The 15,440-nt window shown below is 72.7% G+C and carries 15 protein-coding genes; 6 read left to right on the forward strand and 9 right to left on the reverse strand.

The features are described 5' to 3' along the window. Positions 1 to 52: 52 nt before the first annotated feature. Positions 53 to 1,573 (forward strand): amidohydrolase, encoded by a 1,521-nt coding sequence (locus FBY22_RS24800; protein ID WP_142149460.1) that lies wholly within the window; start codon positions 53 to 55, stop codon positions 1,571 to 1,573. A gap of 81 nt (positions 1,574 to 1,654) precedes the next feature. Further along, on the forward strand, positions 1,655 to 2,236 hold the full coding sequence (locus FBY22_RS24805) for a hypothetical protein (RefSeq protein WP_142149462.1): 582 nt from the start codon (positions 1,655 to 1,657) through the stop codon (positions 2,234 to 2,236). 18 nt (positions 2,237 to 2,254) lie between these two features. On the opposite strand, the gene FBY22_RS24810 is transcribed toward FBY22_RS24805, so the two are convergent. Beyond that, entirely contained in the window at positions 2,255 to 3,235 is a 981-nt protein-coding gene (locus FBY22_RS24810) for a S1C family serine protease (RefSeq protein WP_142149464.1), read from the reverse strand. A gap of 108 nt (positions 3,236 to 3,343) precedes the next feature. Next, positions 3,344 to 4,444, reverse strand: a complete 1,101-nt coding sequence (locus FBY22_RS24815; RefSeq protein WP_142149466.1) for a GNAT family N-acetyltransferase — start codon at positions 4,442 to 4,444, stop codon at positions 3,344 to 3,346. A gap of 380 nt (positions 4,445 to 4,824) precedes the next feature. On the opposite strand from FBY22_RS24815, the gene FBY22_RS24820 reads away from it, so the two are divergent. Next, the gene (locus FBY22_RS24820) at positions 4,825 to 5,070 is read left to right on the forward strand and encodes a hypothetical protein (protein WP_260845109.1); all 246 of its coding nucleotides are present in this window, start codon (positions 4,825 to 4,827) and stop codon (positions 5,068 to 5,070) included. A gap of 7 nt (positions 5,071 to 5,077) precedes the next feature. On the opposite strand, the gene FBY22_RS24825 is transcribed toward FBY22_RS24820, so the two are convergent. Continuing rightward, on the reverse strand, positions 5,078 to 5,770 hold the full coding sequence (locus FBY22_RS24825) for a bifunctional 2-polyprenyl-6-hydroxyphenol methylase/3-demethylubiquinol 3-O-methyltransferase UbiG (RefSeq protein ID WP_174267257.1): 693 nt from the start codon (positions 5,768 to 5,770) through the stop codon (positions 5,078 to 5,080). A 150-nt stretch (positions 5,771 to 5,920) separates the two neighbouring features. Here FBY22_RS24825 and FBY22_RS24830 point away from each other — a divergent pair, with 150 nt between their 5' ends. After that, positions 5,921 to 7,024 carry a glycerophosphodiester phosphodiesterase family protein gene (locus tag FBY22_RS24830; protein ID WP_142149470.1) on the forward strand — a complete coding sequence of 368 codons (1,104 nt, stop codon included), beginning with the start codon at positions 5,921 to 5,923 and terminating at the stop codon, positions 7,022 to 7,024. Between the two features lie 32 nt (positions 7,025 to 7,056). Here the strand turns inward: FBY22_RS24830 and FBY22_RS24835 are convergent, their stop codons facing one another. After that, positions 7,057 to 7,398: a metalloregulator ArsR/SmtB family transcription factor gene (locus FBY22_RS24835; RefSeq protein ID WP_234491065.1), complete on the reverse strand. Its 342-nt coding sequence runs from the start codon at positions 7,396 to 7,398 to the stop codon at positions 7,057 to 7,059. Between the two features lie 170 nt (positions 7,399 to 7,568). Here FBY22_RS24835 and FBY22_RS24840 point away from each other — a divergent pair, with 170 nt between their 5' ends. Next, complete coding sequence (locus FBY22_RS24840) at positions 7,569 to 8,855, forward strand: MFS transporter (protein ID WP_142149474.1); 1,287 nt, start codon at positions 7,569 to 7,571, stop codon at positions 8,853 to 8,855. A 12-nt stretch (positions 8,856 to 8,867) separates the two neighbouring features. On the opposite strand, the gene FBY22_RS24845 is transcribed toward FBY22_RS24840, so the two are convergent. The 5 genes from FBY22_RS24845 to FBY22_RS24865 all read right to left on the reverse strand — a co-directional run bounded on the left by FBY22_RS24845 (position 8,868) and on the right by FBY22_RS24865 (position 13,814). After that, positions 8,868 to 10,577 (reverse strand): LCP family protein, encoded by a 1,710-nt coding sequence (locus tag FBY22_RS24845; RefSeq protein WP_174267258.1) that lies wholly within the window; start codon positions 10,575 to 10,577, stop codon positions 8,868 to 8,870. A 220-nt stretch (positions 10,578 to 10,797) separates the two neighbouring features. Next, positions 10,798 to 11,148, reverse strand: coding sequence for a metalloregulator ArsR/SmtB family transcription factor (locus FBY22_RS24850; RefSeq protein WP_142149476.1), 351 nt, complete (start codon positions 11,146 to 11,148; stop codon positions 10,798 to 10,800). 120 nt (positions 11,149 to 11,268) lie between these two features. After that, entirely contained in the window at positions 11,269 to 11,694 is a 426-nt protein-coding gene (locus FBY22_RS24855) for an ATP-binding protein (RefSeq protein WP_142149478.1), read from the reverse strand. Positions 11,695 to 11,697: 3 nt separating this feature from the next. Next, positions 11,698 to 12,099, reverse strand: coding sequence for a pyridoxamine 5'-phosphate oxidase family protein (locus tag FBY22_RS24860; protein WP_142149480.1), 402 nt, complete (start codon positions 12,097 to 12,099; stop codon positions 11,698 to 11,700). Then, entirely contained in the window at positions 12,096 to 13,814 is a 1,719-nt protein-coding gene (locus FBY22_RS24865) for a SulP family inorganic anion transporter (RefSeq protein ID WP_142149482.1), read from the reverse strand. The genes FBY22_RS24860 and FBY22_RS24865 overlap by 4 nt, the downstream gene beginning before the upstream one ends. Positions 13,815 to 14,057: 243 nt before the next feature. On the opposite strand from FBY22_RS24865, the gene FBY22_RS24870 reads away from it, so the two are divergent. After that, a complete protein-coding gene (locus FBY22_RS24870) occupies positions 14,058 to 15,431 on the forward strand; it encodes an FAD-binding oxidoreductase (protein WP_142149485.1) in 1,374 nt (457 codons plus the stop codon). The last annotated feature ends 9 nt before the right edge of the window (positions 15,432 to 15,440 follow it).

Genomic DNA, 15,440 nt, shown 5'->3' on the forward strand with positions numbered 1-15,440 from the left:
GCGGGGGCCACGAGTGGCCCCCGCCGTGCGCGTCCTGACGCCTGGAGCCCGCATGACGACCGTCGACGACACACCCGCTCCCCTCACGGACGACGAGTCCGAGGGCCAACCGCCCGCGCTGACCCTCGCCCGGGTGCGGCTGGGACCGGGCGGCCCGCTGGGCAGTGTGCGGATCGACGGCGGCAGGATCGTCGCCGTCGCGGAGACGGACGAACTCGGTGGACCCGCCCTGGACATGGACGGGCGCACCGTGCTGCCGGGGCTGTGGGACGCCCATGTGCACGCGGCGCAGTGGGCCGGCAACCGGCGGCGGGCCGACCTCGCCGGCCTGGAGTCCGCGCGGGCGGTGGCCGAAGCCGTACGGTCGTACGCGCGTGGTCTGCCGGACGGTGAGGTGCTCGTCGGCCAGGGTTTCCGGGACGGGCTGTGGCCGGACGCGCCCGACAAGGCGCTGCTGGACTCGGTGTGCCCGGACCGGCCGGTCGCGCTGATCAGTGCCGATCTGCACGCCGCATGGCTGAACTCCGCGGGCCTGGCCCTGGTGGGGCGGCCCGGGCACGCGACGGGACTGCTGCGGGAACACGACTGCTTCGAGGTGCTGCGGGCGCTGCCCGAGGTGCCGGTCGAGGTCCTGGACCGTTGGGCGGCCGAGGCCTGCCGGGAAGCCGCCGGGCGGGGCGTCACGGGGATCGTCGACTTCCACTTCTCCGACAATCTCGCCGACTGGGGTCGGCGCGCGGCTCGGGGGCCGCTCGGGGTGCGGGTGCGGGCCGCCGTGTATCCCGGGCACCTGGACGCGGTGATCGAGCGCGGCTTCCGGACGGGTGACATGCTGCCCGGGACCGGCGGCCTGGTCCGGGTCGGGCCGCTGAAGCTCTTCACGGACGGTTCCCTGAACACCCGAACCGCCCTGTGCTGCGAGCCGTATCCGGGCCTGGAGGGCACGCCGGAGGCCCACGGCATCGAGGAGACGGCGTACACCGAACTCGTCCGTCTCATGCGGCGGGCCGCCGCGCACGGCATCGAGCCCGCCGTCCACGCGATCGGCGACCGCGCCAACAGGCTGGCTCTGGACGCGTTCGGGGCCGTGGGCTGCCGGGGGCGGATCGAGCACGCTCAGCTGCTGAGGACGGCCGACATGCCGCGGTTCGCGCAGCTGGGCGTCACGGCGAGCGTGCAGCCGGCGCACGCCGTCGACGACCGGGACGTGGCGGACCGGCACTGGGCCGGGCGCACCGGCCGTGCCTTCGCCTACGCCGATCTGCTGGCGGCCGGCGCCCGGCTGGAGTTCGGCTCCGACGCTCCCGTCGCACCGCTCGATCCGTGGCTCGGCATCGCGGCCGCCGTCCACCGCACCGACGACGGGCGGCCCGCCTGGCATCCCGAGCAGCGCGTGCCGATGCGGACGGCGCTCGCGGCCTCGGCCCGCGGCCGCACGGCGATCCGCGCCGGGGACCCGGCCGACCTGGTGATCGTCGACGCCGATCCCGGGACGGCGGACGCCCGCACACTGCGGCGGATGCCGGTGTACGGCACGCTGCTGGGCGGCCACTGGACTTACGGCCCCGGATGACGGAGCCCGGCGGACCGCAACCTTTCGGCCATCCTGAATGTCTACTGCCATATCAGCACCCACCACACTCCGGGGGACGAGATGAAACGAAGCAGATCAGTTTGGGCGGCAGTGGCACTCCTGGTCGCCGCGCTGGGCGCGAGCGCGGTTCCGGTCGAGGCGGCAACGGCCGCCACGGCCCGGACGACCGCCTGCCCCACGGGCTGGGGCAGTCTTCCCAAGTCCCACTCGGCGGCCACCTCGAGTCCGTTGAAGAACGTCAGGACCGGCCGCCACACCTGTTACGACCGGATGGTCATCGACGTCCCCGGCGCGAACCGGAGCGCCCTCGGCTACTCCGTCGGGTACGTCAGCCACCTCTACCAGGACGGATCGGGGCGCGAGATCCACGTCGGCGGCGGAGCGGTCCTCGAGGTGCGGATCAACGCGCCCGCGTACGATCCCGAGACCGGGAAGCCGACGTATCCGGCCAAGGCCGGCCGTCCGCTGCCGGGCGTCGACCTCACCGGCTACCGCGCCTTCCGCGACACCCGCTTCGCCGCGAGCTTCGAGGGCGACACCCAGCTCGGGCTCGGAGTGCGGTCCCGGCTGCCGTTCCGGGTGCTGCGGACGGACGGCCACGTGATCGTGGACGTGGCCCACAGCTGGAACGGAACCCCCTGAGCCCGGGGGCGGGCGCCCTCAGTCGTCGGTGACCAGCTCCACCGGTACGGCGACGACGTCCACCAGCGCTTCGCCGCGCAGGGCGGTCAGCGCCAGGGGGCGCCCGATGGCGTCCTCCAGCATCAGGCGCTGCAGCGCCTGGGCGCTGGTCACTGGAGCGTCGCCCGCGGTGAGCAGCAGGTCACCGGCGCGCAGGCCGGCGCGGGCGGCCGGGGACGCCGGGACGACCTCGACGATCCGCAGGCCGGTGCGCCGCCCGGTGCGGGCGCGCACCGGTGGGGGCAGCGGGCCCGGGGTGCCGGCGAGACCGAGGTAGGCGCGGCGGACCCGGCCCGTGGCGAGCAGAGCCGCGATGATCTTCCGGCTGGTGCCGTTCACGGGGATCGCCAGGCCCAGTCCGACATCGGCGATGGCGGTGTTGATACCGACGACCCGGGCGTCGGCGGTGGCGAGCGCGCCGCCCGAGCTGCCGGGGTGCAGAGTCGCGTCGGTCTGCACGACGTCGTCGATGACCCGGGTCGCCCGGCCCGTGCCGGCCGGCAGCGACCGGCCCAGCGCGCTGACCACTCCGGCGGTGACGCTGCCGGCCAGGCCCAGCGGGTTGCCGACGGCGACGACCAGCTGGCCAACCCGGAGGGCGTCGGCCTCGCCGAGGCGGGCCGGCGGTGGGGTCGGCCCGTCGGCGCGGACCACGGCGAGGTCGGACAGCGGATCCGCCCCGATGACGTGGAAGGGGGTGGTGGTGCCGTCCGCGAAGGAGGCCGTACCGGCGTCGGAGTGGCCGACGACGTGGGCGTTGGTCAGCAGGAAGCCGTCGTCGGTGAAGACGACCGCGGAGCCGGTGCCGACCACGAAGCGTCCGGCGCGGCGGTGCGCGACGTTCAGGGCCGCCACCTTGGGGGTGAGCTCGCCGGCGACGGAGGTGACGGTGCGCGAGTAGGAGTCGAGCGCGGCCTGCTCCTCGCCGGAGCGGTCGGGCCCGGAAAGTGTCTCGGCCACGAGTCGGCCTTTCCGCTTGCCCAAGAGGCTGGGATTACATGCTTACACCCCTGCCTCGGCAGACGGACCGGACTTCGCTGCGGGCTGACGCCCGCCCGCCGCACATGATCAGCGGGGGCCCGGTCCCGTCCCCCGCGAGGTGCGCAGTGTGCCGATCGTCCTCAGCAGGCGGTCGGCGGGGGCGCGCAGCTCGGGGTGGGCGTTGACGGTGTTCCGCAGGCCGCGCACCGGCCGGCGCCACAACTGGTGGGCCGTCGCCACGGGGTGGGGGCGGCTGGCGAAGCCCTCCGACACGCGCAGCTCGCGGGTCTTGAGCCAGTCCTTGTACTCCTTGTCGCCGCGGCCGAGGTCCATGAGCGTCACCCCGTGGCGGGCCGCCGCCTCGGCGGTGCGCAGGTGCATCATCAGGCCGGGCGAGTAGTAGTGCAGTTCGGGGTCGTAGGCGGTGAACCAGGCCGCGAGCACGGTGCGCGATCTCGGCCCGAAGTGGGCGGCGACCGGGCGGTCCCCGGCGTAGAGGACGGACAGCACCCCGGTGAAGTGGGGCTCCCGGACCTGGAACAGGTGGTTCACCAGGTCGACGATCCACGGCTTGGAGAAACGGTCCATCCGTCCCGTTCTGCGGTACTGGGCGGACTTCCACTGCATGAGCCGGCGCAGCATCCGCGGATCGCGCTCGTCGAACTCGAAGCGCACCTCGCCGACGTCACGGCCGAGGCGGCGTTCCTTCTTCAGCGTGGTCTTGGCGAGCCCCGGATAGGCGCCGCGCAGCCACTGGGCGTAGCCGCTGGGGTCGGGCTTGAGGTCGACGACCGGGGAGGCGAACGTCCCCGTGACATGTCTGCCGAACGGTTTCTGTTCCGCGACGAGGTGATCGAACTCGAAGACGGACAGCCCGCACGCCTTCAGCAGTTCCTGGGCGTCCCAGGTGAACCCGGGGCGGTGCACGAGGGCCTGGCAGTCGGACAGGCCGAGACCGACGGCCCGGCCGACGCCGAAGGGGTTGCGCTCGTACGGGAAGAACCCGGCCGGGGCGCCGCCCTCGCGCAGCACGGCGATGCGCGCACCGGATCGGCACCGGCCGACGCCGAGGGCGAACTCGGGCGCCAGAAAGGGGTTGGAGTACTCCGGCGACTCGTCCATGGCCCGGTGCCAGGCTTCGCGCAGTGAGGCGTTCAGTTCGTGGGCTCTGTGGATCGTGACGTCCACTTCAGATCAACCGTCCTTCCACAGGCTCCGCGAGGAACGCGCCGACGGCGACGCAGGCCGGATGGGCGGGTGACCTTCTGTTCATGGATCGCATCGGCGATCGCTCCCCCGTGACGTCCCCCCATGACGCGCTGTCCGCGTCCTACCGCTCAATTCAGTATCAGCCGATTCCACGCTGTGTACACGCTCGTTTCGCGATTGACCCTTCCGGTCGCGAACTGTCCGACGTGGATCAAACCTCGCGAAACAGTACGCATGTTGTCAAGAGCGCCTGCCCCGGCACAGGTCGGTGATGCGCCACCCACCGGGCCGCTCGCGTCACCGGTGTTCACAGGGCCACCGGCCGTCCGCCGCGTGCACGCAGGCGGAGCGAGGCGAGGGTGCCGCAGAGCAGGGCGGTGCCGAGGGTCGGCTTCGCCGCCTCGGAGGCCGCGGGCCGTTTCGCGCCGGGCCCCCTCGATCCTCGGGGCCGCCGCGGGCAGTTGCCGCAGAGCGCGCTCCCCGGCCACAACAGGCTCGCGCCCTGGCTGGACCTTCCGCTGGACCTGGGCGCAGAGTTCGAGGCCGACCTGGAGGACATCCTGCACCTGGTGGAGGCGGCCGCGCGCAAGCGCCCCAGGGGGTGAGGAAGTCCTACTCCGCGCGCACCGCCCGCACCCAGACGCCGTCCTCCGTGAGGTACTCGTCCACCCGCAGGCCGGCCTCCGCCAATGCCTCCTCGAACTGCTCCTTGGTCAGGGGCCGGGTCAGGAAGGTGTGGGTCCAGGTGGCGTCCGGGAACACGTACTCCGCGTGAACCGAGTTCACTCCGTCGCCGACCGGTTCCGCCGAGACGATCCGTACCGTGTAGCCGCTGGGGTCGACGCGTTCGCGGGGCACGTTCGTGTGCCAGTCTGCGCCCTCGCGCTGGATCAGCACACGGCCGCCGGGGCCGAGATGCCGTACGCAGGTGCGCAGCAGCGCCCGGCGCACCTCGGGGTCACCCGCGTGCACCAGGAACGACGCGAGCAGCACGGCGTCGAAGGTCTCCCCCAGGTCCAGTTCCTCGATGGGCGCGCATATCGTGCGCGCCCCGCGGACCCGGGCGAGCATCTCCGGCGACTCGTCCACCGCCGTCACGGCGAAGCCGCGCTCCAGCAGTGGACGGGTCACCCGCCCCACGCCGCAGCCGAGTTCCAGGATGCGCGCCCCTTGCGGCACGGCCGCGGCGACGACGTCGGGCTCCTCCCGCGCCGGTAAGCGCGCGTACAGCTCCACCGCGCATCCGTCCGGCGTGATCGCACCGGGCCCCGTCCCCCGGTGCCCCGTTCGCATGTTCAGCGCCATGCCGTTCCAACGAAGCCCCGCCCGCCGCCGTTCCCTTCGGCCTGCAAGCGTTTTCGGACATTCACGGCCCCGTCATGTCGGGGCCGTTGAGCTCGGCGCCGGCGGCACTAGCGTCTGCGGACGGCCCGACCCGACACGAGTGAGGTAGTGATGTCCACAAGACGCGTCCTCGCCGGCCTGGCGCTGGCTCCGCTGTTCGCTCTCCCGGTGGCCGCTCACGCCACGCCCTACGACGGCACCCCCGCACCGCACCCGAAGAGCCGGTTCGACCTGCAGGCCCACCGCGGCGGCATCGGCATGACGACCGAGGAGTCCCTCGCGGGGTTCGCCAAGGCGATGCGGCTCGGTGTGTCCACCCTGGAACTGGACACGCACATCACCAAGGACGAGAAGGTCGTCGTCACCCACGACCGGCAGGTCAGCTCCGTCAAGTGCCGTGACACGGCACCGGTCACCCCGGGCGATCCGGTGTACCCGTACGTCGGCAAGTACATCAAGGACCTGACGCTGGCCCAGGTCAAGACGATGGACTGCGGTTACCAGCAGCTCCCCGGCTTCCCCGACCAGGAGGTGGTCAAGGGCAACCGGATGGCCGAGCTGAAGGACGTCCTGAGCCTGGTCAGGAGCTACCACGCGTGGGGTCTGAAGCTGAACATCGAGACCAAGGTGGAGGCGGGCGCGCCCGAGGAGACGGCTCCGCGCGAGCTGTTCGTGCGCCGGGTGTACGAGGAGATCCACCGATCCGGCATCGAACGCCAGGTCACCATCGAGTCCTTCGACTGGGGCGCGCTGAAGGCCATGCACCGGCTGGCTCCCAGGTGGCCGCTGGTCGCCCTGACCAACTACGACTTCCTCCAGGTGGGCAAGCCCGGCGCCTCGCCGTGGCTCGGCGGCATCGACGCCGACGACTACGGCGGCGACTTCGTCAGGGCCGCCGCGACGATTCCCGGCGTACGCGCCCTCTCCCCCAACTACGGCTTCCCGCAGACCGGCAAGGTCGGCGACGCCGGCTTCCGCTTCTACTCGGACCGGGCGATGGTCCGCGAGGCCCATGCGCGCGGGCTGAAGGTCGTTCCGTGGACCTGCGACGACCCGGCCACCGTCGAGGCCCTCATGGACATGGGTGTCGACGGCGTCATCACGAACCACCCCGATCACGTCCGACAGCTCATGGCCGACCGCGGCATGCGCCTGCCGAGGCCCTACGAGCCGCACCGGTCCGCCGCTGCCGGGCACACCGACAGCGCAACGTGATCGCCGCCGGGGAGCGGATCCGAGCCGCGGTCTCAGTCGTGCGGTGCCTGGCCGCTCACCCGGTGGTCCGCGTGACTGAGCGCCTCCAGGACGAGACGGCGCAGGTGCCCGTCGCTGAGGCGGTAGTGGATGTGCCGGCCCTCCCGGCGCGTGTCGACGAGGCCGGCCAGGCGCAGCTTCGCCAGGTGCTGACTGACCGCGGTGCGTGAGGCGTCGGTGTGCTCGGTGAGCGTCCCGACGTCCGACTCGCCCTGCGCCAGCAGCCACAGCAGATGCAGCCGGGTGGCGTCCGAGAGCATCGCGAAGACCCCGGTCGCCTCGGCCAGTCGTGCGCTGTCCGGGGTCCGCAGATGCGCACCGGATGCAGTTGACATGGGGTCGCGTCCCGACATGGGAACAGCGTAGAGGCACCGCGGCCCGGCACGGGCAGAGCCGTCGACGCAGCCGCGGCTCCCCTTCCAGCCATCATGTGCGCAGATGCGCACATGATGGCTACACTGGCCGTTCCGAGCCGACGCACGCCCTCGCGCCCAGGAGCCGCCGCATGCTCGCCGTCCTGCGCAACCGCACCTACCGCCACCTCTTCACCGCACAGGTGATCGCCCTGGTCGGCACCGGGCTGGCGACCGTGGCCCTCGGGCTGCTGGCGTACGACATCGCGGGCGGCGACGCCGGCTCGGTGCTCGGCACCGCCCTCGCGATCAAGATGGTGGCCTACGTCCTGATCGCACCGGCGATCGGCGCGGTCGCCGACCGGCTGCCGCGCCGGGCCCTGATGGTCACCGCCGATCTGACCCGGGCCGGGGTCGCGCTGCTGCTGCCGTTCGTGGACCAGGTCTGGCAGGTGTACGCCCTGGTCTTCCTGCTGCAGTCGGCCTCGGCCGCGTTCACCCCGGCCTTCCAGGCGGTCATCCCCGACGTGCTGCCCGGGGAGCGCGACTACACCCAGGCTCTGTCGCTGTCCCGGCTCGCCTACGACCTGGAGAGCCTGTTCTCCCCCGCGCTCGCCGCGGCCCTGCTGACCGTGGTCACCTACAACTGGCTGTTCACCGGTACCGTGCTGGGCTTCCTCGCGTCGGCCGCGCTCGTGGTCTCCGTACTGCTGCCGAAACCGGCCGCCACCGGCTCCGCGCGACCCGGCCGCGGCCACGCCAGGGCCACCGCGGGCACCCGGCTCTTCTTCGCCGTACCGCAGCTGCGCGCGCTGCTCGCCCTGAACCTCGCGGTCGCGGCCGCGAGCGCGATGGTGACCGTCAACTCCGTCGTCTACGTGCGTGACGTGCTGGACCGGCCGGCCGGCGCCGTGCCTCTCGCGCTGGGCGCGTACGGCGCGGGGTCGATGGCCGTGGCGATCGCGCTGCCCCGCGTGCTGGAGAAGGTTCCCGAGCGTGCCGTGATGCTGCGCGGGGCCCTGCTGCTCGGCCTCGTCTTCGCGGGGCTCGGCGCCATCACTGCGGCGGGGAGCGGGAGTTGGCGCTGGCCCGCCCTGCTGGTGGTCTGGGCGGCCTTCGGCGCCGCCTGCTCGATGGTGCTCACGCCCACCGGACGGCTCGTGCGTCGCGCCGCGCCGGCCGAGGAACGTACAGCGGCGTTCGCGGCCCAGTTCTCGCTCTCGCACAGCTGCTGGCTGCTCACCTATCCCCTGGCGGGGTGGCTCGGCACGGTGGCCGGCCTGCAGACGGCCGTCGTCGTGCTCGGCGGGATCGCGCTGGCCGCCTCCGCGGGCGCGGCGCGATTGTGGCCGTCGCCTCGCCCGGCCACCGTCGGGTACGGCCCCGCCGCATCGTCCCGTCCGCTCACCACCGCAACCCGCGTGGCCCACGACCGCTGAGAGGTCCCGGGCTCAGGGCGCGGAGTCCTTCTTGTCGCTCGCCGCCGCGTAGGCCTGGGCCGGGGTCATGGCGACGCCGTTGATCTCGACGGTCTTGTACGGGCTGACCTTCGCGCAGGTCTTGGCCTTGTCGGCGGTCTGGGCATGTGCGTCGGAGACGGCCGCGTGCGTGTCGGCGGGCGCCGCCGACGAGCCGCCCGAGGAACCGTACGCCGTACCGGAGGGCCAGTCGCCGCCGATGACCAGGACCACGCCGGCCGCGGTGCCCTGCGTCAGGTGCGAAGCGGGCAGCCCCAGCGCGGCGGCGACGGTCTGGGCCTGGGCCTTCTGTCCGGGCCCGTAGGTGATCGTCGTCCTCGACGACCGGGTGGGGGCGTTGCCCGAGGTGGTGCCGGAACCGAAGCCCTTGGCGAGGAGCGCGTCGGCGACGACCGAGGCACGTCCGCCGGTGGTGGTGCCGTTCTCCACCTCCACGGCGACCTCGGAGGCCGGCACCGTGGCCGCGGCGGACGCGGACGGTGAGGCGGACGCCTTCTTCTTGCCGCCGGTCAGCGACTGGTCGTTGACGATGGCGTCGAACAGGGCCTTAGCGGCGGCCGCGGGCACGACACGGTTGGCGTCGGCCGGGTCGGCCCCGGTCTGCATGGTGGTGAACGTCATCCGCTTGGAGGGGACCTTGTTCAGGTCGGTCGCGAGGTCGACCAGTTTCGAGACGCTGCCCAGACCGGTGTCCACGGTCAGCGCCTTGGTGGCCGCGTCGGCGAGAGAGTACACCTTGGCCGGGTTCTCCAGCGTGCCCGCGCTCTTGAACTTGCGGATCATGGCGCTGAGGAAGAGGTGCTGGGAGACGGTGCGGCCCAGGTCGCTGCCGTCGCCGAAGCCGTGCCGGGAGCGGACGAACTCCAGCGCCGCGTCCCCCTTGAGGGTGTGGGTGCCCTTGGCGAGCTTGAGGTGCGAGTAGGTGTCGTAGACGTTGTCGCTGACGCACACCGACACACCGCCCACCGCGTCGGACATCTTCACCACGCCCGAGAAGTCCAGCATCACGAAGTGGTCGACGGTGATGCCGGTGAGGTCGTGGACGGTCTTGACCTGGCAGGCCGGGCCGTACTGCAGGGCGCTGTTGATCTGCCCGTAGTAACCGGCCGTGGACTGGCCGCTGTCGGGGTCCTTGCAGGCGGGGACCCGGGTCATGGTGTCGCGGGGGATGCTCATCACGGTGGCGTTGGAGCGGTCGGCGGAGACGTGCACCAGCATCTCCACGTCCGCGTTGTGCCCGACGGTCGACTTCGCCGAGCCGCAGCCGCCGCCCAGCTTGCAGTCGGCGGCGTTGTTCCGGCCGTCCGAGCCGATCACCAGGATGTTGATCGGGGTCCGCCCGAAGGCGTCCGCCTTCTCCTTGCCGCCGGCACCGTCGTCGAGGGCGACGCTGTTGATGTTGCCGTTGAGGTGCTCGTACAGCCAGGCGCCGGCGCCCGCGATGACGAGGACCAGCCCCGAGACGGTGAAGAGGGCTATGCGGGCCAGCCGCCTGCGGCGGGCGACGGGTTTGGCCCGGCGCCCCGCGCGGCGTCCCCGTGTCTGGGCCGCCCGCCGGGCGGCCGCCCGGCCGCCGGGGGCGAGGTCGGACGCGTCGTCACCGGTCTCCCGCTGCCGGGGGACTCCGGCCGTCCGGCTGCGGGTGCCCGTACGGCCGCGGGTTTCGCCCCAGGGGTCGCTCAAGTCCCACTCCCTACGCTGTGGCCGACGCCAACCGTCCCGGCGCGACGACCGGGCGGCGGGCGACCGCCCCACACGTCAGGGCGCACCCCACGGATTGGATGATTGCGCAATATAGCAACCGTTGCTGAGCCCGCCCGTGGCCGGGATCACATCCCCGCCTGCGCGTTCGATGTCCCGGCCACGACGGTCGAGGTGGCGGCGCGCTCGTCCGCGGCGGACGTCACGCCGGCGGCTTCGCCGCCCCCTGCGTGGCCCGCAGATCCGCGAGCAGTTCCGCCTGCCCGGCCAGCACCCCGGAAAGGATCGTCCGCGCCACCCGCAACAGTTCGGCCACCTCCGGACTGGTCAGCGAGTAGTACACGGTCGAGCCCTCCTTGCGGGTCACGACCAGGTTCGCCCGCCGCAGCACCGCGAGCTGCTGGGACAGATGCGCGGGTTCGATGCCCACCTCGGGCAGCATCTCCGCGACCGCGTGCTCCCGTTCGCTGAGGAGTTCCAGCACGCGGATGCGTGCCGGGTGCCCGAGGGTTTTGAAGAACTCGGCCTTCAGCTGGTACAGCGGCGTACTCACCGTGCCGTCTCCTCCACCCGCCCAACAGGTCGAACCGCCGATTCCGGCGGTACGACATCATCAATTATCGACTTTAGCAATTACCGATTGTCATGTGACGATCATCGTCGGCCGCTCCGGTCAGAGCGGCAGGGTGATCCAGATGCTCTTGCCGCCGCCGTCGGCGTCGGGGCGGACGACCGCGGTGCCGTGCAGGCCGAGCAGCAGTTCCATGACGGTACCGAGACCCCCCGTGCCGGTCCCGGTGACCGCTCCGGACAGCGGCGGCTGGTAGGGGTGGCGGTCGTGCACGGCGAAGGCCAGGCAGTCCGCGCCCGCCGCGTACGTCACGGTCACCGTCGGGGACACGGCGGCGGCGTGCCGGACGCTGTTGGTGACCAGCTCGCTCAGGATCAGCAGGGCCGGGTCCACGGTCCTGTGCCGTAGCCCGATCCCCCACTCGACCAGGGCCTGTTCGGCCGTCTCCCGGGCCGTCCGGACGGCCGACGGCTCGGTGGGCAGGGTGAGGACGTGGCGGTGGGGAAGGGTCTGCGGTCGTGTGGGCATCCCTCACACCTCCCTGTGGGCGACCCGGAAACCGGCGACGGTCCGGGGGCGGATGCGCAGGACCGTGTCGTGCGGGCCGGGCGGCCGGCCGCCGGGAGTCGGGCACGCGGCGTCCTCGATGTCGGTGACGACCTCGGCCGGACCGGAGACGGTGACCGTCCAGCCGGTGCCGGGCACGGCGCCGATCTCCTCCACGTCGTACGTGGCCGTCACGGGCCCGACGGCGGCCGGGGCCGACGTTCGCACGAACAGGCGGCCGTCGGCCCACACGTGCGCGGCGGGGCGCAGCACGGTCAGGTCGCGTTGCGTGTACACGAGCCGGCCCAGGCTGCTGCGTTCCAGCAGGCACAGGGCCTCCGCCCCGGAGACCCGGACCATGCGGAGGGTGGCGGGGGCGGTCCTCATCGCAGGGCCTCCTTCGCCGCGCTGTCCGAGGGCCTGGGCGGGGGCAGGAGTCCGGCCGCCTCCAAGTGGTCGCGCGCGGCACGGATCGCCTCGGGCGTGGTGGCGTACTCGTGGCCGTCGCGCCTGAGGAGGTCCAGGGCACCGACGGAGTCGAGGACCTGCATCTGGCCGGCGCGTATGCCGGAGGCGAGGACCACGATGCCCCGGCGCCGCAGCTTCTCCACCGCGTCCTTCAGGACCAGGGCGCCGGTCGCGTCCATCGTCGAGACCCGGGACATGCGGAGGATGACGACGCGGACGTCGGCGACCTCGGTCAGCTCCAGCAGGAAGCGGTGGGCGGCGGCGAAGAACAGCGGACCGTCGATGCGGTACGCCACGATGTGCTCGGCGAGCAGCGCGTGCTCCTCGTCGCTGTGGTCGCCCCGGTCCAGCGGCACCTGCTCGACCCGGGCCTGCTGGGCGACGGCGCGCAGGGCGAGGGTGCCCGCCACGACGAGGCCGATGATCACGGCGTACACGAGGTCGAGGGCCAGGGTCGCGACCGCCGTCAGGACGAGGATCAGCGCGTCGGAGCGCGTCGCCTTCGCCATGGCCCGCAGTGAGCCGACCTCGACCATGCGGATCGCGGTGGCCAGCAGGACACCGGCGAGCGCGGCCAGCGGGATCCGCGACACCAGCGGAGCCGCCGCGAAGACGATCAGCGCGAGGACGGCGGCGTGCACGAGGGAGGCGAGGCGGGAGCTCGCACCCGTGCGGACGTTGACGGCGGTACGGGCTATGGCGCCGGTCGCCGGGACCCCGCCGAACAGGGGTGCCGCGATGTTCGCCAGGCCCTGTCCGAACAGCTCCCGGTCCGGGTCGTGCCGCTGGCCCACCGTCATGGCGTCCGCGACCGACGCCGACAGCAGTGACTCCAGGGCGGCCAGGGCGGCGACCGCGACCGCGGGGGCGAGCAGGGTGCCTAGCGAGCCGAGGTCGAGGAAGGACAACGACGGCATCGGCAGTCCGGACGGCAGGTCGCCGATCGGCTTCGCCGCGTCGAGGTGCGCCAGCTGTGCCACGGCCGTCGCGGCGATCACGGCGACGATCGAGAACGGCACGGTCGGCCGCCACCGCGCCCCCAGCAGCATCACCGCGGCCACGCCGACCGCGAGGCCGGCCGCCGTCCAGTTCGGGGACTGCGCGAACTCCTCGACGGCCCGCCAGGCGACGACCAGCACCCGGTCGCCCGCCGGCTTGGGCACGCCGAGCGCGTTCGGGAGCTGCTGCAGGCCGATCACGCAGGCGATGCCGAGGGTGAACCCCTCGACGACCGGCGCGGGCACGTACTGCATGTACCGGCCGGCCCGCAGCACCGCCAGGCCGACCAGCAGGACGCCCGCCATGAGGCCGACGGTGAGCACGCCCGCCGGGCCGTACCGGCCCACGATCGGGACCAGGACGACCGTCATGGCGCCGGTCGGGCCGGACACCTGGAGGTTGGATCCGCCGAACACCGCGGCGAGGGCGCCCGCGATCACGGCGGTCGCCAGTCCCGCCTCGGCGCCGAGTCCGGAGGAGACGCCGAAGCCGAGCGCGAGGGGCAGGGCGACGATGGCCACGGTCAGACCGGCGAGCAGGTCACGGCGCGGATCGCGCCGTACCTGCGCGAGATCGGTGCGGGAGGGCAGCAACGAGGAGATACGGGCGGCCGCCCTGTGGATTGCGGTGGTCATCGGGTGGCGCCCTCGACTTCCCTGGCATTACTTGCGAGCACAGCAATCACAGCATCTAACGAATTGCGAAAATTTGCAATTCAGCATCTGCCGGGAAGAGGGGCGTGGATGCGGGACGGCAGGGCCAACCGGCCGTGCGGTGAGGCCTGTTGGACCGGGATCGGCGCGGTGGGGCCGGTTCCATGATGGCGAGCACGGCCGCGGACGGTGCCTGCGGCGCGTCACCGAGGAGGGGACCGGATCATGACCGACACCGGAGCGCTGCTGGCCAAGGTGGTGGGGGCGGAGCACGTCCTGAGCGGGGAGGGTGTTCCGGCGGAGTACGGGCACGACGAGTCGCTGACCGCCGTGGCCCGGACGCCCGCGTATCTGGTGCGCCCGGCCACGGCGGACGAGGTGTCGCAGGTGGTGGCGGTCGCCGCGGCGCGGCGGATCGCGGTGACGGCCCGCGGGTCGGGTACCGGTCTGTGCGGCGCGTGCGTGCCGCGCGCGGACGGAGTCGTCGTCTCGTTCGAGCGGATGAACCGGATCGTCGAGATCGACAGCGACAACCACGTCGCCGTCGCCCAGGCCGGCGTGACCCTGGCCGAACTGGACGAGCGCACCGCCGCGTCCAGGCTGTGCTATCCCGTGCGCCCCGGTGAGCAGGGGGCGTCGGTCGGCGGGACCGTCAACACCAACGCCGGTGGCATGCACGCCGTCCGGCACGGTGTGACCCGTCACCACGTCCTCGGTGTAGAGGCCGTCCTCGCGTCCGGCGAGATCGTGCGCAGCGGCGGCAAGTACGTGAAGACCAGTACCGGCTACGACCTCACCCAGCTGATCGTCGGTTCGGAGGGCACCCTGGCCCTGGTGACCGAGGCGGTCCTGCGGCTGCGTCCCCGGGCGGAGCACCGCGCGACGGTACTGGCGCCGTTCGGCTCGGCCGAGGAGGTCTCGCGCGCGGTGCCGCGGCTGCTGGCCGGGGGCGTCGATCCGCTGGCCCTGGAATACGTCGACATGCTCACGATGGCGGCCATGACCGAACGGCAGGAGCTGGCCCTCGGCATTCCCGAGCAGGTCCGCCGCACCGCCCTGGGCTATCTCGTCGTGGTCCTGGAAGAGCGCTTCGCCGAGCGGCTGGAGGCCGACGTGGAACGGCTGGGCGAGCAGTTGCTCGGCCTGGGTGCGGCCGACGTCTACGTGCTGCCCGCGGCCGCCGCGCGGGATCTGATGGAGGCCCGTGAGCGGGCGTTCTGGGCGTCGAAGGCGGCCGGCGCCGACGAGGTCGTGGACATCGTCGTCCCCCGGGCCGCGCTGCCGAGGCTGTTCGCCGAGGCGGACGTCATCGCCCGGGACAGCGCGTCGGTCATCACCGGCTGCGGGCACGCCGGCGACGGCAACGTGCACCTGGCCGTCTTCCAGCCGGACCCCGAGCGGCGTGCGGCGGTGCTGCGCGGGCTGTTCCGGGCCGGTGCGGAACTGGGCGGCGCGATCTCCGGCGAGCACGGCATCGGTACGACGAAGAAGAGGTACTTCCTCGAACTGGAGGACCCCGCCAAGGTGGAGCTGATGCGCCGCATCAAGCACGCCTTCGACCCCGACGGGATCCTCAACCCGGGGATCCTCTTCGACTGACCGCGTGAA

This window comes from Streptomyces sp. SLBN-31 (assembly GCF_006715395.1).
Classification (GTDB): domain Bacteria; phylum Actinomycetota; class Actinomycetes; order Streptomycetales; family Streptomycetaceae; genus Streptomyces.